Origin of the sequence: Vibrio mexicanus (assembly GCF_001012815.1) — a bacterium.
GTDB classification, from domain to species: Bacteria; Pseudomonadota; Gammaproteobacteria; order Enterobacterales; family Vibrionaceae; genus Vibrio; species Vibrio mexicanus.
This window is the reverse complement of record NZ_JYJP01000090.1, coordinates 126,736-149,507: the sequence shown is the minus strand read 5'-3', so window position 1 is coordinate 149,507 and position 22,772 is coordinate 126,736. Positions and strand designations below refer to the sequence as shown.

At 43.3% G+C, this 22,772-nt stretch carries 22 protein-coding genes and 1 tRNA gene; 5 read left to right on the top strand and 18 right to left on the bottom strand.

Features of this window, described 5'->3' with window-relative positions:
- Window positions 1–15: 15 nt before the first annotated feature.
- The 12 genes from UA76_RS13040 to UA76_RS12995 all read right to left on the bottom strand — a co-directional run bounded on the left by UA76_RS13040 (window position 16) and on the right by UA76_RS12995 (window position 14,261).
- Window positions 16–1,194, bottom strand: coding sequence for a hypothetical protein (locus UA76_RS13040; RefSeq protein ID WP_047046824.1), 1,179 nt, complete (start codon window positions 1,192–1,194; stop codon window positions 16–18).
- Window positions 1,194–2,714 (bottom strand): restriction endonuclease subunit S domain-containing protein, encoded by a 1,521-nt coding sequence (locus UA76_RS13035; protein WP_047046821.1) that lies wholly within the window; start codon window positions 2,712–2,714, stop codon window positions 1,194–1,196. The genes UA76_RS13040 and UA76_RS13035 overlap by 1 nt, the downstream gene beginning before the upstream one ends.
- Before the next feature lie 103 nt (window positions 2,715–2,817).
- Window positions 2,818–4,758 carry an HsdM family class I SAM-dependent methyltransferase gene (locus tag UA76_RS13030; protein ID WP_202906935.1) on the bottom strand — a complete coding sequence of 647 codons (1,941 nt, stop codon included), beginning with the start codon at window positions 4,756–4,758 and terminating at the stop codon, window positions 2,818–2,820.
- The gene (locus UA76_RS13025) at window positions 4,755–5,153 is read right to left on the bottom strand and encodes a hypothetical protein (RefSeq protein ID WP_047046817.1); all 399 of its coding nucleotides are present in this window, start codon (window positions 5,151–5,153) and stop codon (window positions 4,755–4,757) included. Before UA76_RS13025 ends, UA76_RS13030 begins: the two co-directional genes overlap by 4 nt.
- Before the next feature lie 3 nt (window positions 5,154–5,156).
- Entirely contained in the window at window positions 5,157–6,500 is a 1,344-nt protein-coding gene (locus tag UA76_RS13020) for a DNA-processing protein DprA (protein WP_047046815.1), read from the bottom strand.
- Window positions 6,500–8,398, bottom strand: a complete 1,899-nt coding sequence (locus tag UA76_RS13015) for a DEAD/DEAH box helicase (RefSeq protein ID WP_238322292.1) — start codon at window positions 8,396–8,398, stop codon at window positions 6,500–6,502. Before UA76_RS13015 ends, UA76_RS13020 begins: the two co-directional genes overlap by 1 nt.
- Entirely contained in the window at window positions 8,398–8,628 is a 231-nt protein-coding gene (locus tag UA76_RS24755) for a hypothetical protein (protein ID WP_238322288.1), read from the bottom strand. Before UA76_RS24755 ends, UA76_RS13015 begins: the two co-directional genes overlap by 1 nt.
- 136 nt (window positions 8,629–8,764) lie before the next feature.
- The gene (locus tag UA76_RS13010; protein ID WP_052772043.1) at window positions 8,765–9,643 is read right to left on the bottom strand and encodes a DUF7281 domain-containing protein; all 879 of its coding nucleotides are present in this window, start codon (window positions 9,641–9,643) and stop codon (window positions 8,765–8,767) included.
- On the bottom strand, window positions 9,640–12,432 hold the full coding sequence (locus tag UA76_RS13005) for a coiled-coil domain-containing protein (protein ID WP_047046813.1): 2,793 nt from the start codon (window positions 12,430–12,432) through the stop codon (window positions 9,640–9,642). The genes UA76_RS13010 and UA76_RS13005 overlap by 4 nt, the downstream gene beginning before the upstream one ends.
- Window positions 12,432–12,995, bottom strand: a complete 564-nt coding sequence (locus UA76_RS13000) for a condensin complex protein MksE (protein ID WP_047046809.1) — start codon at window positions 12,993–12,995, stop codon at window positions 12,432–12,434. The genes UA76_RS13005 and UA76_RS13000 overlap by 1 nt, the downstream gene beginning before the upstream one ends.
- Window positions 12,985–13,395, bottom strand: a complete 411-nt coding sequence (locus UA76_RS24750) for a hypothetical protein (RefSeq protein ID WP_238322287.1) — start codon at window positions 13,393–13,395, stop codon at window positions 12,985–12,987. Before UA76_RS24750 ends, UA76_RS13000 begins: the two co-directional genes overlap by 11 nt.
- A gap of 17 nt (window positions 13,396–13,412) precedes the next feature.
- Window positions 13,413–14,261, bottom strand: coding sequence for a hypothetical protein (locus tag UA76_RS12995; RefSeq protein ID WP_238322286.1), 849 nt, complete (start codon window positions 14,259–14,261; stop codon window positions 13,413–13,415).
- 146 nt (window positions 14,262–14,407) lie between these two features.
- On the opposite strand from UA76_RS12995, the gene UA76_RS12990 reads away from it, so the two are divergent.
- On the top strand, window positions 14,408–15,268 hold the full coding sequence (locus UA76_RS12990; protein ID WP_047046806.1) for a helix-turn-helix transcriptional regulator: 861 nt from the start codon (window positions 14,408–14,410) through the stop codon (window positions 15,266–15,268).
- Window positions 15,269–15,729: 461 nt separating this feature from the next.
- Here the strand turns inward: UA76_RS12990 and UA76_RS25670 are convergent, their stop codons facing one another.
- Both UA76_RS25670 and UA76_RS12985 read right to left on the bottom strand, forming a co-directional pair.
- Window positions 15,730–15,909 (bottom strand): helix-turn-helix transcriptional regulator, encoded by a 180-nt coding sequence (locus tag UA76_RS25670; RefSeq protein ID WP_075202578.1) that lies wholly within the window; start codon window positions 15,907–15,909, stop codon window positions 15,730–15,732.
- A gap of 266 nt (window positions 15,910–16,175) precedes the next feature.
- Window positions 16,176–16,252, bottom strand: a tRNA-Arg gene (locus UA76_RS12985).
- A gap of 202 nt (window positions 16,253–16,454) precedes the next feature.
- On the opposite strand from UA76_RS12985, the gene folD reads away from it, so the two are divergent.
- Window positions 16,455–17,315 (top strand): bifunctional methylenetetrahydrofolate dehydrogenase/methenyltetrahydrofolate cyclohydrolase FolD, encoded by an 861-nt coding sequence (gene folD / locus UA76_RS12980; RefSeq protein ID WP_047046804.1) that lies wholly within the window; start codon window positions 16,455–16,457, stop codon window positions 17,313–17,315.
- Window positions 17,316–17,427: 112 nt separating this feature from the next.
- On the opposite strand, the gene UA76_RS12975 is transcribed toward folD, so the two are convergent.
- Both UA76_RS12975 and UA76_RS12970 read right to left on the bottom strand, forming a co-directional pair.
- A complete protein-coding gene (locus UA76_RS12975) occupies window positions 17,428–18,393 on the bottom strand; it encodes a lytic murein transglycosylase (RefSeq protein WP_047046802.1) in 966 nt (321 codons plus the stop codon).
- A 40-nt stretch (window positions 18,394–18,433) separates the two neighbouring features.
- Window positions 18,434–18,709, bottom strand: coding sequence for a YcgL domain-containing protein (locus UA76_RS12970; protein ID WP_047046799.1), 276 nt, complete (start codon window positions 18,707–18,709; stop codon window positions 18,434–18,436).
- Between the two features lie 201 nt (window positions 18,710–18,910).
- Here UA76_RS12970 and minC point away from each other — a divergent pair, with 201 nt between their 5' ends.
- The 3 genes from minC to minE are packed head-to-tail and all read left to right on the top strand — an operon-like array spanning window position 18,911 to window position 20,668.
- Window positions 18,911–19,573 carry a septum site-determining protein MinC gene (gene minC, locus UA76_RS12965; protein ID WP_047046797.1) on the top strand — a complete coding sequence of 221 codons (663 nt, stop codon included), beginning with the start codon at window positions 18,911–18,913 and terminating at the stop codon, window positions 19,571–19,573.
- 18 nt (window positions 19,574–19,591) lie between these two features.
- Entirely contained in the window at window positions 19,592–20,404 is an 813-nt protein-coding gene (gene minD, locus UA76_RS12960; protein ID WP_047046794.1) for a septum site-determining protein MinD, read from the top strand.
- 3 nt (window positions 20,405–20,407) lie between these two features.
- Window positions 20,408–20,668 (top strand): cell division topological specificity factor MinE, encoded by a 261-nt coding sequence (gene minE / locus UA76_RS12955; protein WP_047046790.1) that lies wholly within the window; start codon window positions 20,408–20,410, stop codon window positions 20,666–20,668.
- Between the two features lie 81 nt (window positions 20,669–20,749).
- Here the strand turns inward: minE and UA76_RS12950 are convergent, their stop codons facing one another.
- Both UA76_RS12950 and rnd read right to left on the bottom strand, forming a co-directional pair.
- A complete protein-coding gene (locus UA76_RS12950; RefSeq protein ID WP_047046788.1) occupies window positions 20,750–21,376 on the bottom strand; it encodes a heme-binding beta-barrel domain-containing protein in 627 nt (208 codons plus the stop codon).
- A 236-nt stretch (window positions 21,377–21,612) separates the two neighbouring features.
- The gene (gene rnd, locus UA76_RS12945; protein ID WP_047046786.1) at window positions 21,613–22,728 is read right to left on the bottom strand and encodes a ribonuclease D; all 1,116 of its coding nucleotides are present in this window, start codon (window positions 22,726–22,728) and stop codon (window positions 21,613–21,615) included.
- Window positions 22,729–22,772 lie beyond the last annotated feature (44 nt).

Sequence of the window (22,772 nt, the reverse complement as noted above, 5' to 3'; positions counted from 1 at the left end):
TTGATATCAAGATGTTTACCCTCTATGACTTCCCGCGTTGCTGCTCAACTCGACAGCCCAATGTTCGGCCTGTTCGCGAATCGCTGCGGTAATGTGTTGACCCGGTCGTGCAAAGCCAATCGTGCCTAATCGTGTATTGGGGATTGATTCGAATTGAGGGTGAATCTGGTAGTGGGGTATATCTTTACTGCTGCCTTGAACAAACTGCCATACTTTCGCTTCAACCATAAAACCAATGACAGGAGACAATGCGTTATTTAGCTTTACTATTTGCTCTGTTCTATCGAGCTCAGTAAATAGCGTTATATTCAGGCTATCCAACACACGAAGAAAAAGTTCTGCCAATGTCCCACAGCTGACTTCAATATCATCACGAGTTGTAACAATCACTTCTACATCATTAGGCCGCATAAAATGCTTCGCTTGCGAAGGCTCTATCTCTAATCGAAATCCACCAGCAATCTGTTCTGAACGCCAAATATCTTGTGTATAGACTAGGTGAGCCAACAGATAAGCCCAAGGGGTTGCTTGCAACCACTCCAAACAATGTCTTGCATCATTTCCTGAGTCAATATGTGCTACATTCCCCGTTAAAAGATAGCTACTCGTTGATTTAAAGGCAGTATCTACTGTCGGCATTTGAATGAGCCTATTGGCTTGCCAAGCAGTAAGATGATTCTCATTACCTACTTTGCTCAGCTCATCAACACATTGCTCGTTTTGAGGAATCTTAACCGCCATAGCTAAAGCTCTAAGCAACTTAGGATAACTGGCACTCTGCTCTGCCGATTGCCCAAGGACTAAGCTTTCTAGCTCACTAAAGTTCGTCGGGCTCAAAGAAGTGGAGTTTAATTGAGTCAAAACACTCTCAGCAGCTCCTCCCAACAGACTCACTTGCTCAGCTAAGATCCCTTCATCTTTGCGAGAGCCCGCATCTTTTAAATGAGCGGCAACAATCCGACTCCAAGCCACTCGATAAGGTTCATGCGTTGCGAAAATAGAGGCAGCTACATCCTGACTACTAGGCATAAATTGTCGCAGTCGAACAAGCTTTTGACTGGCAATTATAGATTTATGATCATGAGATAAGTGCCAAAGCCCTAAGGGCTGTAGCACTTCCAAAGTTGGTAAGTTAAAACAAGAGCCTTGCTCAATAAGAGTGATAAGAAGTTGAGTATCCTTACTCGTTAGCATTAGCCTTGTTCCTTCTCTTGCTGAGCTTCCTCTAATATCTCATAGAGCTCTTCGAGATTTGAGAATAATGGCTTGGCATCTTCTATTGCATATCCTTTTTCAGTGAGCTTACTAAGGATCGCCTTATCTTTAGTGTTATCGTCGCTTTCTAGGGCTTGTTGAGCCTCTATTATTTCATCTTGAGTTATCACACCTTCTATCAGTGCTTCAACAAGAAACCTAGAAGTCAATATCAATTTTTCCGCATTGCTAAACGAATTGTAATAAACATTATAATGATAGTTAAAACCATCAATATCCCAATCTGAAAAATCAGGGATGAAGATATTATTTAAGTTCTCTTGGTTTATTCCTGGCATTGTCGTTCCTGTAGAAAACTGCCAAAACTGCAATTGCCCAGCTTTATGGTTAAGAAACCAAGAGAGAATAGGCATTAGATCATGCCTTTTAGGTTTACAACAAAACACTTCGCTTGAACATAGAAACTCCTGATTACTCATCACTACAGCTGCGATACCAAAACTACCCTTTCTAGTTAAAAGCAGATCTCCTTTTTCTGGAGTTTGTTTTTTACTGGCATCAGTTAAGGCTGACTTTCTAACCCTCCCACAATTGAACAAGTCAATACTATTTGGCCTTACATCTGCGACTTTGACATACGGTAAGCCATCAGTAACATCCGTACGCTCATCAAAACCATTAGATATACTGTTAAGATAGTCCAATATTTTTTTCGTCTTTCCTAAAGTCTTTATATTCTCTTGATTTAATATATACTTCTGCTTATAAGTTGTCGCGGTTAAAATATTTGTAAGCAATTCAGGACTAGTGTTTGAATATATAATCTTCTCTTGCTCTTGCTCTACTTCAAACTCCCCAAAAAAAGAGTCAAGCTTTAACTTAACTTCCCTCGCATGTTGACTAAGCAATTCAGCATGACGAACTTTATTGCCAATATATGCCTGAACTGTCAAATGAGGCTCATAAACTAATAAATCTTTAACCGCATCAGTAGACGTTGTTGGTTGCGCAACCTCTTTAAGTTGCCGTTTCAACTGACTCAAACCATAGCTTGAGGAAGAAAAAGAAAATAAGTAATAAGGGTCAGCTGAAATGTTTTTCGTCTCAGCAATTATAATATTAGGCGATATACTTGTTTTTCCTGATATCAAGGCAACACATGGCACACCAACACGACCGAAATATAAGTTCTCTCCCTGATATACTTTTAAACCATTTTCCATCAATATATTTTCAGGAACTTTCACTAAAGATGAGTCATCGAACCTATTTGATGAAATATTAATTGGACGAATAAACATCAAACCATCTTCTTGATAAAGATCATCAGCGATTGCGTTACCACCAAAGGGACCACAAGCTATTTTGGACACAAGATTTCTTAGTCGCTTGGCTCCCAATGACTCTAGTAAGTCACGTATCGCTAAATGCTTAGAATCGTAGTAGCCAGCATCTAATCGGTGCTCTAGATTTTGAGGACATACTAATCCAGCAAACATTACTCACCTCTCACATAAGCACAAGAGATAGTGGCTAAATCGTTAGGAACGCCTATTGAATAATCTTCTACGTTTTTCTTAACTACATACCCAAGCGTATCTGCTACTGCCATAAAAACATCGCCCTGTTCTTGATTCGCAAAGGTGTTTTCATCTTCATGGTGGGCACCTCGTTTTTGTAAATACAAAATACTCGTTTTAGCCCCTGTTCCAGAAAGTGCAAATGTGTCTGATGGTAAAGAGACCACGGCTTTAATGATGCTTTGCCACCACTAAATTTACCCGTTTCTTCATCTTTCTTGCCCATAATGTACTCTCGTACATAACGGTCACCTGAGTTACACAAAATACCATCAGGTAACACCATCAACAGTCTTCCGCCAGGCTTCAGAAGCTCTAGGCAACGGTCAATAAACAAAACAGCGAGATCTAAGCTGTTACTTGCTAACTTCCAACGGTCTTTCGAGTCCGGCTTACCACCCAATGCACGTCCATAAACGGTTGGTTTATATATCCAACCTTTACCCTTTGGTGGTTCGTGTAGATCGGTCGTGTATTGCTCTAAGATTTCTTTAATCGAAGATTTTGATTTACCAAATGGCGGGTTAGTACAGATTAGATCGAAACTTCCAGCTTGCAGTTGAGGTGTGGTAAGTGAGTTATCTGTTTTGAATATATGCGCTTTAGGAGCTCCCAAGAGAGCCATGTTTACCCGTGCAAGCTTCACCATCAGCGGAGCTGAATCAGCTCCAATAAAGCTATGCTCTAACATAGCTTGGAAATGCTTGTGACGGCGAACATCATCTGCGGTTTCAGCTCCTAAAATACCTATCAGAGCGCGCTCAACCTCTCCTAACGCGATAGAACCAAAACCATATGAACCACAAGTAGGGTCGCAGAAACGGAATACAGGTTTATCATCAGCACCATTTGTATTCAAAATATGTGGAGTGTCTTTCAAAATATCGTGCATCGCCATTTGCAACATGCATTTCTTTACGGGTGCTGGTGTTAGGTAAACGCCCATACCACCCTTCGACTCGAAGTTAGCACGCAGGAACACATCAAACACACGTCCTAGAACATCAGCGGCAACATTACCAAGGTTTGGATGCTCTTTGCCTGCGATAATGGCTCGCTCAGATGGGCGTTTTTTATACTCTGAGTTAAGGTAAATACCCGGAAGGTTCTGAATGAGCTGCATCAAAGCATGATAGTTACCAGGCTTCGCTAATCGAAGGTGCGTTTCATCATCGAAAATGGGGTGTTTTTCGCCTGCATCATCAGTGACGATATAATCCGCATGTTTCTTCAACTCGTCAAATGCGGTTTTAATCTGCTTAACGGCTACGTCTTTGTTTTGTTCAACGTAGTGCCAGTTAAACACATCTTTAAACACTACGCTTTGCTCACCAAAGGTAAAGGTTTGGTCGGGATGGTGAATACGGAAGGTCTCTAAGAACAGAAACTTTGACACTTCTTCGATGATTTCGTTTTTGTTGGAAACGTTATCTTTCTCTTGCGTGTACACACGTTCATGAAAGGCATTAAGCCCTTTCATCAGACGATCATACATCTCACGAGACCAATAGTACGTTGGGTCGCGTTTGATCTGCGTATATTTGTTGATGTCTTCTACATCTGGAATCTGGTCCACTTCTTGAGGCGGAAAGTCCATCTCAAAGAGTTTTTCATTTTTGCCATCCGATACGTGAACGAACTTAGGGAACTCCTCATCACCTAGCGCACCAGCCGAATCAATAACCACTTTTTCAACTTCATCAGCATTAGCCAGCTGCCATTGACCTTCTGCTAATACCCAAAGTAAAACTCTATGGGTATCAATACCATCGCTGTTTTTGCCAAACACCAAGGTTGCAGTTTGATCATCGGCACTTGTCGTTAGAGAGGCTTGCTGTTTAAACCCTTTTGCATCATAAGCTTTAGACAATTTCTCGGTATTCGTTGCAAGTAAAGCCTTCGAAGCTTCTGCTTGCTCAATTGCAGCTTGTTCCGCTTTTGTTAGTTTTTTCTCAGTTGTCATGGTTCGTTCTTTTCATTACTTGATAGAGATGCTCTGCCACCTATCGAATTCATATTTGGATGTGCTTTCGCTATTGCAATCAGCTGGGGGCCACTGGTGTTAAAGCCTTTGAGCTGCTGTACTAATTTGTCGGTTGCGATTGGCCTTTTCGCTTCCTTCAAGATCGCTTCTAAAGCAGATTCAAGTGTCTGCTCTTGGTCGTCCGTTGAAATAAGCCAGTCAGATCCCTCTGGCGTTACATTCACATCTGGCAATAATGCGAAATAAAGGGCTAATTGCTGGGGACTCCAGCCTAGTTCGGATAACTCTTTTTGATAATCAATTGCTAGCTGACTGGCAAGTTTAGGGGATGAAAGAGTTTGTTTAATGTCAGCTAAAACTTGATGTGTCGCCATCTTTCACCGCTTTTCCTTATCATTCCACTGATATCGTACTGGTCGTGTTAGTTTAGTGACCACATTTTGCTCTAGAGCGAGAGCTAACCAGCTTTTTACCTGTCCTTTATGAAGCTCTGATACTTCAACAAGTTCTGCTTCTGATATTGGCTCACTGGCTACAGTTTGTAGATACTGAACAAACAATCGATAAAAGCTGTCTTTGGAAACAACCTCAGTCTCTGCCTTTATCAGTGAAGCAGATTCTTTAGCCTCTACTACCGCTTCGTTAATTATCGTTTCTTGCTCAGAACCGTCCTCTACAGCCTGCTCATCGTTGTATTCACTCTGAGATATTTCATTTGGCTGTGCGAACAAATCTGCTTGTGGTTGACTAAACAAGTCCGTTTGGTTGTTAACGTTAGAGTTAGCACTGTTAACTAACAATGATTGAACATTCAGCTCTGCAATGTTCTCGCTACACCAACTTGCTCCTGCTGCAACAATTCCAGCATTGCCAGCTGAAGAATCTTGGGTTTGTTTCACCCAAGTAGGAACCCAACCTTTCTTTAAGTTCTGAATAGCCCCTTCCCAAGTACCACCTTTAGCACCTGAATGAACGACTAAAGAGGTATCCGCTAAACAATAAATGTATTTGTTTCTGTCCATTGCATTGAAGCGGTTGAATCCAGCTTCTGGGTTGAAAGGAGAGACTAGTACAACGTTGCCATTCATTAAGCCACTGCGGTACTTTGCTGAAGTGGAAGCTTTCAACAAACTATCAGCGAGTATACCCACTACAGCACCACCAGCATTCATCGCCCCTAGCATTGAAGACTCATCGACTCCTCTTGCTCCACCAGAAACTGTCCCCAAACCAGCACTCGCCGCTTTAGACCCAACCTGTTCGGCATACGCTAGATCTGCAGGCGAAGCATTGCGCGAACCTACTACAGCAATACCACCAGCCTTGAGTAACGCTTTATCTCCGCATCCATAGAGTACAGGAGGAGCCTGGTTACCAAGTTGGTGCAGTAGACGTTTGGGGTAGCTATCTTTGTCAGCACGAGTAATGACCCACAAGCCTGAGCGACTCCATTTTTCGAGCGCTAGTGCCATACTATGCCCTCGCTTTAAAAGGGCTTCAATTCGCTCTTGAGTGACTTTATTTTTGGGATCGCGCCACTGAGATAACAACGCTTTCTTGTTGTTATCCAGTAAGTCGGCAGGACTGAGTTTGCTATCTCTCAACCACATAGCGAAACGCGCCCACTCCGCATTGGTGAGCGGCTTTGCGGCATCTTTATCCTGCTTACCAAAGTAACTGGTAAGCAGGATAATCGCTTGTGCTGTTGTTGTTAAATTCATTAATCATTTACCGATGTGGAAGCTAAAGCGACTGGATATACTTTTCCGCTGCCAGCTTGCTTCAATAATGCAGCACCGACCGTAAAGGTCCATTTAGAACGAACAACATCATCAACCAATAGAACACTGCCTTCAGGGCCTAATTCATTAACCTTGAACGCACCATCTAAGTTCGAACATTGATGATATCTGTTCTGCTGCCATTTCTGCGGTTCATTTTCTAATACTTTTTCCAAAGAGTCCACGAAAGGAAGCCCCAACTTATCAGCTAAACGTTTTGCAAAATCAGGAACTAACGTCTTGTGGTTTAATGAAGGAATACAACATACCCATGTTGGAAAATCATCTGGCTTCCATCGCTCAGTTATCATCTCGACAGTTGCATCTACTAACTCATCTCTAAAATGGTTATTGTGCTTGTCATCAGCCACCATTTGGCCCCAACCGGCATCTCCCCAACGTGAGAGGATTCGACCAGGTTCTGCTGCTAAGTCTCCCAGCGTTCTTGGAAAGTCGTATTTAATAAAGGTTTTAGCCGCTTCATCGTTAGACGCTGCGATTTGTTTTCTTGGTTCCATAACCATTTCACTACGACACAAGAAATCCGCAGCTTTTTGACCAAGCTCTATATCTACTTGAGAAGGTAATAGCTCTTCACCTATACAGTTTCTGCATTTGCCACATGACTCAGTAGAGTGATCGTCCAATGCGTTTCGAACTTTGAGCATCAAGCAGTCTTTGGTTTTTAGATAATCACCGATTTCAGCCCACTCTGCTTCTCTTATATCGGTTATGGCTTGAACTTTATCCATATCCATTTGATAAGGAACAGGGTTTCTATGCCATTTCTTCCCATTATTACCAACCGGAGCCGGATATTCTGCAGCTAAAAACTTAAGCACATGCTCAATTCTCCCCTGTGGTAGATTAGCTTCTTTTTCCAGTCTTTCTGGAGTTAGATACTCTACTGGTTCTAAAGCTTTCAAGATACGTTTTACGTTCGCTTCGGTCGGGAAGGCAGTTTTGCGGAAAAACTCATGAATCCTCGAATCTTCCTCTCCGGACATCAGAACACCAATCGCAGAATCTATACCGCGTCCTGCTCGTCCTACTTGCTGGTAGAACGCTACAATAGAACCAGGAGCTTGGAAATGAATAACGAAGCCTAAATTTGGTTTGTCATACCCCATACCCAGAGCGGTAGTGGCAACTAAGACCGTCAACTGGTCGTTCAACAATTGCTGCTCTAGATACTCTCTATAAGCGTCAGTATCCAGTTTGCCCCGGTCATTGACAAAATCAGGGTGTGTGACACCGCTATAGTAAGGCTGAGCTTCGATACCACATTGGTTTAGCCACCGTGATACGATTTCAGCATCTCGTTGAGTGAGTACATATACGATACCTGTATTGGCTAAGGTCGGGATAGTTTGAGCTAACCACGCTAAACGTGATGGTTGATCTGGCAGTACTATGTTCTGTAGAGCCAAACTTTCTCGGATGAGGGGACCACGTTGAATTTCAATATCACCTAACTGGGTTTGTATGTCATCAACAACTCTATCATTTGCCGTGGCCGTTGTGCCCAAGACAGGAGTGTTCTTTGGCAATAGTTTAAGGATGTTAACAATACGTCGATAGTCTGGACGAAAATCATGCCCCCAATCGGAGATACAATGAGCCTCATCAACCACCATTAAAGAAATCCTGTCTGATGTAGGGCGAAGAACTGTCTCTACGAACTGATCGTTGGCTAGACGTTCTGGCGAAATCAATAAGCAATCGACTTTATCAGCCAGGATATCTTGAGTAACTTTCTCCCAGTCAGCTTTATTAGTAGAGTTCATCGTTACAGCTTTGATACCTAATCGCTGGGCTGACTCAATTTGATTTCGCATCAACGCAAGAAGAGGTGACACAATGATAGTTGGCCCTTGCCTCTATCTCTAAAGATCTTAGTACTGATGAAGTAAACAGAGCTTTTACCCCAACCGGTTCGTTGAACCACCAGCAATTTCTGATTGTGATTTACCAGTACGTCAATTGCCTCCCATTGACCATCTCGAAATTGAGCACCTTCATCACCGATTGCAGTTTTGAGTAACTGCTCTGCTGCCTGTTTATCCATCTAGCCCACCTTTATTATTGGTTTTATATAAACACTAAGGAGATTACTTAATTAAAGCTTTTAAAACAATGAGGTAAGCCCCAACAAGAGCAACCCTGAAAGTTGTAGTCGTAAATGTAGAATCAAATTGCAGATATCAGTGACTCAACCAAACAGCCTCTTGCTCCAAAGCTAAACCACGTTTCTTCATTTCCCTCACCAGTTCCCCAAGGAATGGCGATTTATCTAGAAGCTTTTGGCTGTTTCGCACAAAAGACTCAAATTCACGGGCAGTATCATTCCAAAGCTGGTTTTGCCCATAACGGTTCAAAAGTTCCTTCCAGTTAGGCATCATCCAAAATTCTGTTCTGTTCTCAAGCCGCTCTTTTAGGCGGCGGTAGTTGTTCAGCCCTACGCCGTCATAATCAGCAAAAAAATAGACCATCGTTGCCCTTTCAGGCACTGTTAGCCAATCAATGAGTTTGTTGTGTAGCTGCCCTCGGTACCAAATAACGGTAGTGGGTTCGTTATTGGGTAGCCAGTCTAAACGGTCAAACAATGCCTGGTTTTCTACAAGCCAAATAGAATGATGAGTGTTAAGGTCCCTATTTCTTTCTCCACCCACTTCAAGGGAAAAAACACCAAACTCTTCTGTCGCTGCATTTAAATGCTCTGTCTGTACTCCAGAAACCTCCCATAGAGGATTGGCAACCACTTTAGCCAGCACGTAGGTCACATCGTGACCTACTCTTCCTTGTTTGCTGCTACGTGTGGAGGCTATGTTTACGGCTCTTTCTGGGGCTGATAGAGACACGTTTTGATTTGGTGCCAACTGCTGCAGTGTGACTTTAACAACATCTATATCTAGAATGCGGTAGACAACGCCACGGCCTTTAGGAGTAACCTGTATACTCTGAGTTTTGCGGCTGAACTCATCAAGCTGCTTCTTCTGAGATGGCGTCAATGTGCTTCCGGCAATGGAATCAGGGTACACCTCGATTAGTCGCGTTAGTGCTTTAACCAATACCTGGCTCATAGTGATGGCTCCACTTGTGGTTGCGACAGTTCTTGACTCTCAATTGGTTCGAAAATCTGCCAACTATTTTTGCTGATGTGGTTCTTACCATTAGCCTGGTGGATAGGCACACAATAACGAGCGGTGGTTAACGGTGCTGGTGAGGCAAAAATCAATGCAAAACCGAACTGATTAGCAATCTCTATCAAGTTAGCTTGGTTCTTGGTATCCAGGGCCAACGCCTCATCCAAATAACATAGCGCTTTCATTTGGTGACGTTTATCTTGCATTAGATGCAACATCGCCAGACCAGTCACAAGCTTAGCCATCAAAACGGTTCCGTTAGAAGCCGCACTATCAATATCTTCAAATGACTCTGGTTGCTGCCCTTGCTTGGCAACGACAAACTCAAGCCTGAACAAGTCTGCAACTCTTAGACCTTGGCGAGCGTTTCCTTCTTCTATCAGCAAGCTTTTCGCTCGGTCTAACTCCGCATCATCGAGAATACTGCCTTGGTCAAACAGCTCGAAACTCTGACCACTTTCAGTTTGCTCTGCTTGCTGTATCAGTACATTCATCGCATCTACAAGCTGGCTCTCCTCAACTGGTTCAATTTTGAAGGTTTTAAGATCCGATAACTGTCTATGACTGATTAATCGGTTGAATTCCCTCATCTTACTTTGCAAAGTAAAAAGGCCACTGCGCAGTTCTCTTAGACTCGCTGCCACTGTAACAACCTTAGAACGCGCCCACTTTTCTAACGCTTGCTTTTCGTCGTCTAAACGATGACTGAATTGAATGATGCGTTTTAACTCTTCATCCTGAGTTTGTGCCATCTGGAACTTGGTGAGACCTCTTTGGTTCAACTCGTTTTTCATTTGACGCAGTTCTTTGGACAACTTATCGAGGTCTTTGCAATCCTCGATGTATTGCTCAAGGCGAACGGGTAGATATTCCAGAGACCATTCGTCCACAATAATCCAAGGCGTATGTGGTTGCTCCGAAAGAACGTTAAACAGCGCTTGATCATCAATTCTTTGATTTTTCAGCTTTTCAACGCTTTCACTATCCGTTTTAAGCTGAGCTAGCTCACCTGCAATTTCATTGATTTGAGCCGTTATCGTTTTATGCCTTTGTTCTGCTTTATCTAGCTCAGCAGTAATGGTTTTTAGCTCTTGCTCAAGCGTTTCTTTTTGCTCAGATCGCTGAGCCTGACTTTTTGTTAACTGTTGAAGCTTTTGGTAATCCTCAAGATCCTGTTCACACTGTTTTACTGCTAGATTTAATTCGCTCTTTTTCCTCTCAGCAACTTCGCTTTCTCTACTTACTTCAAGTATTTGTTTTAGTTCTGTTATTTGCTTATTAACATCGTCTATTTCCTCCACCAGCTCCTGCTCTGTTTTTTGAACATGCTGAGGAATAAGCTCCTCAAGGGAAAGTTTTAAACCTGAAAACGAGAGTTGCTCAGAAGAATCACCATTCAGCATATTTCGAAGCTGATTGATGTCAAACGAATACTGCGAAGGCGGCAGTTGCATTACTCGTTGGCTAAGTACTTTGTTCAGCTTTTCTAATTCATCTACATTAAGCACTTCAGAAAGATGAAGGTATAAATTGTCACCCAACGTTTGATGTTGAGAGTGCAACCTTTGCCGCTGATCTTCTTTCTCTTTCAACTGTTTGCCAATCGCAGCAGAAGAGGACCGCTGTGATTGAATACACAAGGCAGCCTGAGCATCATATTTTTGCTCCGCAGCTTTCAATTGGCTCTCTAAAAACGATTGATCCGGGATCAAGGTAAATCGCTCTTCCAACTCTTGTCGCTGCTTCTCTATACGGTTTAACTCTTCCAGTTTATTGGTTAAGTCTTTGCGATCTCCTGCATGGGCGATATCTTGGCTTCTCAGCTCACCTTGTGTTTGCTCAAGCTTAGTTTTTTGCGTTAATAGATTCTCAGTCTGCGTTTGAACATGACCATGCCAATCCTGCAGCAATTCATTAACCTTCGGCTGGCATGCGGCGATCTTTCCTCGTAACGACAAGGTACGCTCAAACTTTTGTTCGAGCTCTTGAATCGTTTCAAGATTGTTAACGGCTGCTAGGTACTGCTCGCGTTCTAGATTGATGTCTTGAAATGCTTTCTCCCACTCCAGCTTAAAATCGATGCTAGAATTCGGTAGCTCTCGACTAAATATCTTCAACAAGTAGTCTTTCACATCACTGGAGTTTAGCTTGTCGAGCCTGAGCGTTTTGGTGAGGACTTGCTGGAACGAACGTGCGTCACTTACATGTTCAAGTTTAAACACCGTAAAATCGATGTCGCTATTTTTCTTACTTTTTGCACCGCCATAAATCGAGTGACGAAACTCTTTATCATTGAATTTAGAGACTCGATGCTTCTTTGTCGCTAAGTGGTTAACTAACTTTGGTTGAGCAACGATATTGCCATCATCCATACGGAAATCATCTAGGTTTAATTCACCTTTGTAAGCGAAGTATTCGTAGTCATAACCTACCCCTTTACCAACACAACCAAACACCACGGTGCCAGTTTGCGGCAGGATAACTTCTAGCAGAATGTAAGCGCTGTTATTCGGAAAGTAAAAACGGCGAGCTTTCTCTAATGTATGAGAGCCAAAATCCATCCTTCTTTGATCGATGATCAGCAGAAATTGGAGTGCGTTGATTAGGCTTGTTTTGCCATGGTTATTTGGTGCAATTAATGACACAGAGTCATCAAGAGGAAGTTCAGCTCGCTGGTAGCCAGCACTGCCAATTAACGCTAAACGTTGGAAACCGTAACTTAACATTATTCATCTTCCTCATAAGCGGCCACATCACTTTCGGATGCTTGTTCAGTGATAGCTTCGAAATGGTCTAGGTAGCGATATACCGAAGGCAGCAAACGCCAATGATTGTTCTCTTGAGCGGCAAAGCCTTTGCGCACTGCGTTGTCGAGTATCTTTGCTAGTGCATCTTGGTCGATCTCTTCTGCATCCAAAAGCTCTTGATGCTTTTCATAGACCTCATCTAGGAAGGAATTATCAATCGTCCATTGGTAAAACTGACCAAGTGAGCGGCCGCTATCAGCTTGATGGTCAAATATCACCATCAGCAATAGTACTAACTGGCGTGATTGTTTATTGATGTTCTGGTTACCATCTTCATCATGGAACCAAGCAAAACCCCGTCCATCAATACGCAAGTCAAAACCTAAGTTAGCAAATAGGTACTGGTACTGCTCTGCTAGCTGTTCTAGCTCATGCCATAGAGCCGCATCCGTCGAGCGGTTGAGATGCCGACCAGAGTTAAAAAGGTTAAATAGCTCAGTCAGATGAGCCAGCTCATTTAAATCGATTTTGCTAGTTTGCATTATCAACATCCTTTGCATTTGTTGAGCCAATCAACATCACTATTTCGTGAGGGTGGTAGGTTACGGCTACCGTGTTCAGCGCTGTCGTACTTGAGTTCGCCCTTAACGTGCTTTGCCACTGAGGGTCACGGACAAGCTCGTGATAGAGTCGCAACAGCTCGGCATCTGGTAGATGCTGATAGTTTCCTCTGAGCCACGTCATTAGATTCGTAATCGGTAGCGAGTCGGTAAGTTGTTCCCTCAGAAGCTCTTCATCAACCCAGTTGATCATTAAACTGGTTGGCGCTTCCTCTTCTTCCGGGAATGGCATAGAGCTAGGTTCAAAGTTCAAGAACTCTGCCATCAACTCACGTACCTCGTTACCCAACTGCATTTTAGTCACGCGACTACTTTTCCACATAGGCAAACCCTCGGCATTCAGCCTCGCGCTAAACCCTTTTTACGAACTTGGCTTAGCTGTTTACTGATAACCGCTGAAAGTTGATTGTGTTGTCTGGCTTCCTCTCTTAATGGCAACAAAGTATCGGCACATTGCTGAGCAATGACCCGTCCTTGATATCGAAGATCTTTGACTTGATAAGCTATCTGACGCATTGCCAGCCTTTGTTGATACAAAGATCCGCGCATGGAAAGTATGTCAACGGCAGTATCAAGTGCTTCTTCAGCCTTTTCTAGTAAGGGGTAGAAACTACCTCCAAGACCGCTATCCATCATTTCATTCATGGGTTCTACGTATTGGTCATACACTTCCAACACTTCACGGTAACGGCGTTCAATTGGGACATTGGTGTCCGCAGACTTCGCCAGCTCTGCTATCTCAAATATTGCTTTTTTGTCCTGAGTTAACTGTTGGGTAACTTTTCTAACCAGTTCCGATAGCCTGTTCGCGCCAGTACGAAGTAAATCGTTGTCCCCCATATCGAGCCCTTCTAACACTTGGCTAGTGGCGTCTTTAAGCGCATCAACTCGCGCTTTAAGTACCGCTGATAGACCTAACTCATGCTCTTGAGTTAAGCCTCTTACAAAGTCCACAACTAGTGTGTTTAGCTGATAGTCGCTGCTGCGATTGATAGGCTGCAATATGTCTGCATTAACAAGACTGGTAAGCACAGTATTACTTTCTGCATTTTTGCTTTTGTACTGATTGATCACCTGTTCAAGTACTCTCAGCTCAAATGCTGGAAACTCTCTCGAAAGCCGAGTTAACTGCTCAACCACCTCCCAATGTTGGTGTAGCTGAAAGGTGAGACTTTTAGGTGCCGCCATCTATCATTGCCTTATTTGTAAAATTAAATCCCAACAAACCTAGTTCTGCGTTGACTCTTAGATACCCTCAAAATAATATGACGTCACTGACGACAGGTAAATACTGATTACATACACACGTCGCATAAATAGACAGGAGTTAGATAATGAGCAAATGGCCAATACGTTGGGATCTATTATTCCGCTACAGAATGATAGAAGTCATCGCGCTGTGGGAAGGACGGTTGACAACCAATCATCTGATTAAGAGCTTTGGTATTGGCAGACAGCAAGCATCGAAAGACATCAACACCTATCTAGCCGAAATTGCCCCTGGAAATCTGGTTTATGATAAACAGCTGAAAGGCTACAAGCCCAGTGATAGCTTTAGCCCACAAGTAACAAAGGGGCATGCTGACGAATATTTGCACATTCTTTCAAGAAGTGAAGATATGACCATCACATTTAAAGAACTCGATATGGGCTTTGAGAGTGTCTCGATGATTCGCCCTATTACTCGCAATATATCACCACAAGTCTTGCGTCCTGTAGTTCAAGCTATCAGAGAGAAGAAACGTGTCGAAATAAGCTACACATCACTAAAGGACGGCGTTGAAGTTGAGCGGATCATTTCACCACATACATTAGTTTGCACCTCTCTCAGGTGGCATGTTCGGGCCTATTGTGAACATGCTAAAGATTATCGCGATTTTGTGCTCAGCCGCATAAGAGGTATTCCAGGCCTTGAGGCTAAAAATGTAATGGGAAAGTCCAACGATGACCGATGGAATACTCCTCTCACGATTGAGGTGATACCTGATCCAAGACTGACAGAAGCTCAGGCCGCTGTCGTTGCCCATGACTACGGTATGGAAAATGGCACACTCACAATTCCAACTAATGCCGCGTTGGTTCGCTATGTTCTCGATACCTACAACATCGATATTAATGTGCTGGATTCGAACCCTAAAGGTCAGCAGATTATTGTGGGGAATTTTGAGGAGCTGAAGCAGTACTTATACTTCTAGCTTAAAAGGCAAACACATCGGTGATTTGTACCAATACAGATTAGGTTCAGATTAGATGTTGCAGTTATCCACTTTTAGAATCTTTGTTTTCGAAGTTATATCTAGGCTTAGATTCAATTTTTCCTATCATTAACTTCCTGTTAAGTGGTTACAACTGCCAGCACTATGGAGTCTCACTAACTGCATATATTTTAAGCAAACCATCTTCGACTCAGGCTCTTCTATTACTCGCAACCAACGAAAATTGAATAGACTCCAGGATAGTTTATGAGCTCTGTAATTATTTGTATAAACGAAAGAAGAGTATGGCTCAGGGCCTTGTGGTAATAGCAACAAAACTTAAACGTAAATGAGGAAGAGCACATTCTATGCCTGTCCACTTAAGTAGGAAAGTAGAGTTTTCAGTATATTAGCTCAATAATATTAATAGGTTAGCTTCCCTGCTAACAACAAGAAGTTATCTAATACGTTCCTTTATGGGCTTCCACCCACTTTAGAATGTCTTCTTTACTCCAACGTGGACTGCGAGCAGAAATCATCGCTGGCCGTGGGAATGTATCTGACCGACGTAAACGCCATAAGGTAGTTCGACTGATACAAAAAGTATCAACAATGTCATTAATAGTTAGAAATTCGCTCATTCATAAATCACCTCGTTTTCAACGATCATATCGTACAAAAATTAAACGATCAATAACTGAGCTAAATTAGTTCGTTGTTTAATATGGATTTTTGCCATCGTAGAATGATTGTTCACTGGTGTTACGAATGAAGAGAATTGAAGAATGTTTCAGAGTGTCCAAGAGTATTCCATAAAGCTTCGGAGTTACTTGACCCGCTACTAGACCCCAAACGTCAGAAACGAAAAAGGGCGTAGCAAGTACTAACCTGCTACGCCCCGTAATAATGGCACGCCCTGAAGGATTCGAACCTTCGACCACATCCTTAGAAGGGACGTGCTCTATCCAGCTGAGCTAAGGGCGCGCTACAGGGAAAGGATTATACGAGTTGAATTGCTTAAATCAACGGGTTTATCTAACTTTATGAATCAAATGCCTAAAAAATCTGCATGATGCTTTAAATTGCTCAATTACACGCCGAAGCAAACGTTTGCTTATAGATGTTAATTAAATTTTTTGAGACAATAGCGCACAAAATAAAGGTCACCAATCTATAAAGGAAAGACATGACAGCTCAAAATATCGACGGCACTCTTATTTCACAGACCGTCCGCTCTGAAGTGGCAGCCCGTGTTAAGGCTCGTACAGACGCAGGTTTGCGTGCTCCTGGGTTAGCCGTTGTTTTAGTTGGTGAGGACCCAGCCTCTCAAGTCTATGTGGGAAGTAAGCGTCGCGCTTGTGAAGAAGTGGGGTTCATTTCTAAATCTTACGATCTTCCAGCTACTGCTACCGAAGAAGAACTGCTGGCGCTTGTTGATCAACTTAATGAAGATCCAGAGATTGACGGTATCCTTGTTCAATTGCCACTTCCAGCAGGCATCGACAGCACTCATGTGCTTGAACGAATTACGCCTGAAAAAGATGTCGACGGCTTCCACCCTTATAATGTTGGCCGTTTAGCTCAGCGCATTCCAAAACTTCGCTCTTGTACGCCTAAAGGTATCATCACACTGCTAGACCGTTACAACATTGACTTACGCGGTAAACACGCCGTTGTTGTTGGCGCTTCTAACATTGTTGGCCGCCCAATGACGCTTGAGCTACTTCTTGCAGGCTGTACAACGACAACATGTCACCGTTTCACGAAAGATCTTGAAGGTCATGTTCGCCAAGCGGATGTCGTGGTTGTGGCAGTTGGTAAGCCAAACTTTATCCCTGGTGCTTGGATTAAAGAAGGTGCAGTTGTGGTCGATGTCGGTATTAACCGCTTAGAGTCAGGTAAGCTTGTCGGCGACGTTGAATATGACGTTGCGAAGAACAACGCAAGCTTCATTACACCAGTTCCTGGCGGTGTTGGCCCAATGACGGTTGCTAGCCTGATCGAAAACACTATGATTGCGTGTGAGCAGTTCCACACCAAGAAATAGTGAGACTAATGGATACTAAAAAGCCAGCAAGTGATTGCTGGCTTCTTTCGTTTTCGCTTGTTTTAGTGACGATGCGGTTGCAGACTGAGCTGTTCTAATAAACTAGTTTGTTTTAATACACAATGCGATCTGCTAAATGGCTCACCGCAAGTGCAAAGTAGTACGAACGATTCCACTTCATCAACACATTGTAGTTGTTGTAAACCAGATAGACTCGTCCGTTCGCATTGTCTGGTGCCGTTAACCAAGCATCGACATCGACTTGGGGTAATGAACTTCCGTCAAAACGGGTAATACCCAATTGATTCCACTCGGCTAATGTTTTCTCTTTGCCCTCAATACGCCCCTCTAGCGTCATATCGAAGCCAACTGGCAATTTAACTTGGCGTCCCCACGTATAGCTATCATTCCAACCAGACTGACTCAGATAGTTTGCCGTCGAAGCAAAAACATCTTCTTTGTTGTGCCAAATATCTTTTTTGCCATCACCACTGCCATCAGCTGCGAACGCAAGGAAAGAGCTTGGCATAAACTGGCTCTGCCCCATCGCACCAGCCCATGAGCCTTTCATGTTCTCTGGCTTAATGTGGCCTTCTTGTAAAATGGTCAACGCAGCCATTGTTTCTTTACGGAAGAATTCTTCTCGGCGACCGTCGTAGGCCATGGTCGACAATGCATCAATCACACTGTAATTGCCCATAAAGCGGCCAAAGTTGCTTTCAACGCCCCACAGTGCGACGATAAATCGTGGCTGTACGCCATATTCGTCGCCAATACGTTTGAGTTCGGTGTAGTGCTTGTTATAAAGCTCTTTCGCCTGCTTTACTTTCCAATCAGGAACCGCTCTTGGAATATACTCATCCAAGGTGAGACGTTTTTCTGGCTGATTGCGATCCGCTTTAACCGCTCTAGGTTTGTATTCAACATTGCTGAACGCTTGAGAGATGATCTCATCTGAGATCCCCTCTTCTCTTGCTTGCTGTTTTAAGCCTTCAACATATTGCTCGAAGCTCACTTCGTTTGCGAAACAGTTGCTCGCAATACCTAAACACAAAATGCCTGACAGTAGTTTTTTCAAATTGCCCTCCTTGAGCATGCGAACATGGGGCATGACCCAACTATTTCTGTTGGGCTTTTTGTTCTTTGTACTTTTCTAATAAATTCTCAGGTGGTGGCGGAACTTGCAAGAAGAATCCGTCCTCTTTTAGCGATGCTTTCACTTTTTCGACATTAACTTGTGCAAGTTGACGCCCTTCTAGCTTTATCACCATCACGAAAACAGGTTTACCGAAAGTTTGCATTAATGCGTCAGGAACTTGTGAAAAATCATCTTTTTTAGGCACATAAAGATAAGTCCCTTCCTTCTTTAAGCTTTTATAAATTGAGCAAAGCATGATAAACCTTTTGTCAGTATTTCTCGGCGATTGGCCAGTTGTAATTAAAATCGTATGAAATTGGTTAAAAGTGCGAGTAAAACACTCAATTAACCTGAAGATAGCTTGCTGAGCTATCGCAGTGAATATAACATGATTACCCTAGTTTCAGGCAACGCCCTTTCTACTGTGGCGCGGCGTTAAAGAGGTCAATAGTAATCTATGTCACATACCCCTGACCTAAAAGGCAGTAGCTTCACGTTGTCGGTATTACACCTATCCGGTGATGATGTTGCACCCACTGTCGACTTTCTTAAACAGAAAGTGGAACAAGCACCGACTTTCTTTGCCTCTGCTCCTATCGTTGTCAACATCGACAAGGTTCAAGGCGATATTGATTTTAGCGCATTAAAAAATGGCATCGAGCAAGCGGGCATGATTCCTGTTGGTGTCACTGGCAGCAAAGACAAACGTACACAAAACCTTGCATCAGAAGCAGGCTTTGCCGTGATGTCTTCAAGCAAATCTCCTGCTAGCGCACCAGCAAAAATCGCACCAACCAAAGTGATCCGCACTCCCATTCGTTCTGGGCAGCAAATTTATGCCAAAGATGGCGATTTGGTTATTCTCAATCACGTCAGTGCCGGTGCAGAAGTGATTGCCGATGGTTCAATCCACATCCATGGCACACTTCGCGGCCGTGCGATTGCAGGCGCAAGCGGTCAAAAAGATGCAAAGATTATTTGTAACGATTTACAAGCAGAGCTGATATCCATTGCAGGAAACTATTGGCTCAGCGACAAGATTGACAGTGAGTATTGGAAGAAAAAAGTCATGCTTAGCATGGTCGATGACTCTTTACAGTTAGATGTACTCACCATTTAAAAATATAAGGAAAACCTAATGGCACGCATTATCGTTGTAACGTCAGGCAAAGGTGGTGTTGGTAAAACCACTTCAAGCGCCGCTATTGCGTCAGGATTGGCGCTCAAAGGAAAGAAAACCGCCGTCATCGACTTTGACATTGGCTTACGTAATCTTGATTTAATCATGGGTTGTGAGCGTCGTGTAGTTTACGACTTTGTTAACGTAATCAATGGCGAAGCAACGCTTAACCAAGCGATGATCAAAGATAAGCGCACCGAGAACTTGTTCATTCTTCCTGCGTCTCAAACTCGCGATAAAGATGCGCTGACAAAAGAAGGCGTGAAGCGCGTATTTGATGAACTTGACGAGATGGGTTTTGATTTCGTTATTTGTGATTCTCCAGCAGGTATCGAGCAAGGGGCTCTGATGGCGCTATACTTCGCGGATGAGGCGATTGTAACGACTAACCCTGAAGTATCCTCTGTTCGCGACTCAGACCGTATTCTAGGCATCCTAGATTCTAAGTCTCGCCGTGCGGAAGAAGGGTTGGAACCAGTGAAGCAGCACCTGCTATTGACACGTTACAATCCCGCTCGAGTAACACAAGGCGAAATGCTGAGTGTTGAAGATGTCGAGGAGATCCTACACATCTCTTTGCTAGGCGTTATCCCCGAGAGCCAAGCCGTACTGAATGCATCGAACAAAGGTGTACCAGTCATTTTTGATAGTGAAACTGATGCTGGTATGGCTTACGACGATACAGTAGAACGCCTACTGGGTAGCCAAATCGACTTCCGCTTCTTAACCGAGCAGAAGAAAGGTATTTTCAAACGTCTATTTGGGGGTTAATGCATGTCTTTACTTGAGTTCTTCCGTCCTCAAAAGAAAACAACGGCAAGCCTTGCTAAAGAGCGTTTGCAAATCATTGTCGCTGAGCGTCGTAGCCACGACGATCCCGCTCCGGACTATTTGCCTCAACTGAAAGATGACATTCTTAAAGTCATTGCCAAGTACGTTGACGTTGATCCGAACATGGTCGATCTGTCATTTGAACACAAAGATGATGACATCTCTGTACTTGAGTTGAACGTTAAGCTTCCTGAAGATCATTAAACACTTCATTTGCTAGCTCAAGATAAACGAAAAAGCTCTAACCTAGGTTAGAGCTTTTTAGTATCTGTAACAGACTAAGGCTTACTGTACTTTTTGCAATGTACTAGAGTCTGTATGAGCAAACTGATTACCGTAGATATCTAGGCCAGTGCTTTGCGTGTAAGTCAGAGTATCTTCGGAGATTTGAATGTTCATTGTGAATGATGTCGTTGACGCATTCTCAGTCATGTAGTTTGACTCAGCAATACCGCGCTCAGACGCTACTAGAGTCATTTCATCACCAGCTTTACCTTCTGCAGTCACACAAGTAGTACGAGGCACACAGAAAGAGTTGTAAACGATTTGGTTTTCAGCATCGTAGATAAAGTAACCACGCTGGTCGTGGAACTTACTGTCGTCGACTTTACGGAAGACTTCTTGCTTGTAGTAAAGTGCAACAAGCGTTTGATCGCTTGCGTTTACCGCATCTGCTGCCACTTCAAAAGTGATGGTTTCGTAGAATGGCGTTACCGCTGGGCCACCTTTACCTACTGCAGAACCTTCTTGGCCTGGCGCGATGTCTACACCACCGGCTTCCACTGAACTCCAAGTACCAACTAACTTAGCGAGTGGGCCGAAATCCATGCCGTCAATGATGTTTGAATCTGCAAATGCAGTGGAGCTAACTAACGCTGACAGTGACACTGCTAAAAGTGTTTTCTTTTTCATTATCGTTCCTTTTGAATAGTTATTTTGAATGCAATCACTTGCACTCTTTTTTTGAGCAGAACGACTATAATTTCAGCGATAGGTTAATTGACTGATCTAGATCAACAATTTACCCATAACTTTTTACAAAAAACACTTAATTTTCAACATGATAATAACAAGTTAAGCATATGTAACCAAACACCTAACTTGTACATTATCAAATCAATTGGTTGCTAAGATTTATATATTTCGCGCTATAAAATAATATTAAGCTGCGCTTCAAAAAGTGCCTTTCTCCAACCCGTTAACATGTCTGGCAGAGACTCAACATTTCTTTGTTCAACCTTTACCCAACGCAGGTATTGATTAATCTGTTTCTTAGAGGCTAGAAATTCTGTCGCTAGGCCCGTTTTCTGAGCCACCTCTTTGACAACATCTTTGATCTTTTTGAAGTCTTGTTTGTATCCAGGAAGATCGACGATGCGATCCACACTTTCCGGCCACTCCGAAGACGGTGTTTGTTTCGCAAGTTTCACCATAGAAACGAGCTTTTGCCCATGGCGACGCACGGAGCGGATATCCATGTCACTTTCTTCTAGGGCTCGGTAGGACGTGATGCCGCGTTTCGCGACTTCGAACAAATCCCCTTCTTTGAAAACAAAGTTCAGTGCCAAATCACGCTTCAACGCCTCTTTGTAACGCCATGCCGCCAACGGTCTTAAGATTGCCAGTTGTTTTGGGCTCAACTGCCACGCAGCTTTAATATCGCGATAAACCGTGTCCGCGTTAATGACCTTAATTCGTTTTGCCGCTAAACGAGCGGACTCATCAAGGGCAGCATCAGACCAAGGCGTTTTGTCTAGCTTCTCTACTAGGGTGTTATAGAGAGGAAGAAGATAGAACACGTCTGCCGCGGCATAATCTAGCTGTTTCTCGGACAGCGGGCGCGCTAACCAATCGGTGCGAGACTCGCTTTTATCAAGTTCAACATTCACGTATTCGTTGACCAGAGAAGCGAATCCGGTTGATAACCCATGACCTAAAAATGCCGCCATGATTTGAGTGTCAATCATTGGAAAAGGTAGAGTGCCGAAGCTGTTGTGAAAAACTTCCAGATCTTCACCGCAAGCATGGAGGACTTTCAGAACCGAACTGTCTTTTAACAACGCTTCGAACGGGCTCATATCATCGAAGACAGTTGGGTCAATCAAGGATAGAGTCTCACCATCGTAGAGTTGGATAAGGCCAAGCTGAGGGTAGTAGGTACGAGTTCGGACAAACTCAGTATCCAACATTACCACTTCGGTTTGTCGCGCTTGGTTACACACTCGTTCTAGGTCGTTAAATTGCGTAATGATTTGATAGTTCACACGGTTCTCTTTGAGTCAATTATGCTGAAAAACAAAAAATGCTA

What these genes read in the sequence shown, in the direction of transcription:
- UA76_RS13040 (WP_047046824.1), bottom strand. Translation starts at nt 1,194, where the DNA reads ATGCTAACGAGTAAGGATACTCAACTTCTTATCACTCTTATTGAGCAA.
- UA76_RS13035 (WP_047046821.1), bottom strand. Translation starts at nt 2,714, where the DNA reads ATGTTTGCTGGATTAGTATGTCCTCAAAATCTAGAGCACCGATTAGAT.
- UA76_RS13030 (WP_202906935.1), bottom strand. Translation starts at nt 4,758, where the DNA reads ATGACAACTGAGAAAAAACTAACAAAAGCGGAACAAGCTGCAATTGAG.
- UA76_RS13025 (WP_047046817.1), bottom strand. Translation starts at nt 5,153, where the DNA reads ATGGCGACACATCAAGTTTTAGCTGACATTAAACAAACTCTTTCATCC.
- UA76_RS13020 (WP_047046815.1), bottom strand. Translation starts at nt 6,500, where the DNA reads ATGAATTTAACAACAACAGCACAAGCGATTATCCTGCTTACCAGTTAC.
- UA76_RS13015 (WP_238322292.1), bottom strand. Translation starts at nt 8,398, where the DNA reads ATGCGAAATCAAATTGAGTCAGCCCAGCGATTAGGTATCAAAGCTGTA.
- UA76_RS24755 (WP_238322288.1), bottom strand. Translation starts at nt 8,628, where the DNA reads ATGGATAAACAGGCAGCAGAGCAGTTACTCAAAACTGCAATCGGTGAT.
- UA76_RS13010 (WP_052772043.1), bottom strand. Translation starts at nt 9,643, where the DNA reads ATGAGCCAGGTATTGGTTAAAGCACTAACGCGACTAATCGAGGTGTAC.
- UA76_RS13005 (WP_047046813.1), bottom strand. Translation starts at nt 12,432, where the DNA reads ATGTTAAGTTACGGTTTCCAACGTTTAGCGTTAATTGGCAGTGCTGGC.
- UA76_RS13000 (WP_047046809.1), bottom strand. Translation starts at nt 12,995, where the DNA reads ATGCAAACTAGCAAAATCGATTTAAATGAGCTGGCTCATCTGACTGAG.
- UA76_RS24750 (WP_238322287.1), bottom strand. Translation starts at nt 13,395, where the DNA reads ATGTGGAAAAGTAGTCGCGTGACTAAAATGCAGTTGGGTAACGAGGTA.
- UA76_RS12995 (WP_238322286.1), bottom strand. Translation starts at nt 14,261, where the DNA reads ATGGCGGCACCTAAAAGTCTCACCTTTCAGCTACACCAACATTGGGAG.
- UA76_RS12990 (WP_047046806.1), top strand. Translation starts at nt 14,408, where the DNA reads ATGAGCAAATGGCCAATACGTTGGGATCTATTATTCCGCTACAGAATG.
- UA76_RS25670 (WP_075202578.1), bottom strand. Translation starts at nt 15,909, where the DNA reads ATGAGCGAATTTCTAACTATTAATGACATTGTTGATACTTTTTGTATC.
- folD (WP_047046804.1), top strand. Translation starts at nt 16,455, where the DNA reads ATGACAGCTCAAAATATCGACGGCACTCTTATTTCACAGACCGTCCGC.
- UA76_RS12970 (WP_047046799.1), bottom strand. Translation starts at nt 18,709, where the DNA reads ATGCTTTGCTCAATTTATAAAAGCTTAAAGAAGGAAGGGACTTATCTT.
- minC (WP_047046797.1), top strand. Translation starts at nt 18,911, where the DNA reads ATGTCACATACCCCTGACCTAAAAGGCAGTAGCTTCACGTTGTCGGTA.
- minD (WP_047046794.1), top strand. Translation starts at nt 19,592, where the DNA reads ATGGCACGCATTATCGTTGTAACGTCAGGCAAAGGTGGTGTTGGTAAA.
- minE (WP_047046790.1), top strand. Translation starts at nt 20,408, where the DNA reads ATGTCTTTACTTGAGTTCTTCCGTCCTCAAAAGAAAACAACGGCAAGC.
- UA76_RS12950 (WP_047046788.1), bottom strand. Translation starts at nt 21,376, where the DNA reads ATGAAAAAGAAAACACTTTTAGCAGTGTCACTGTCAGCGTTAGTTAGC.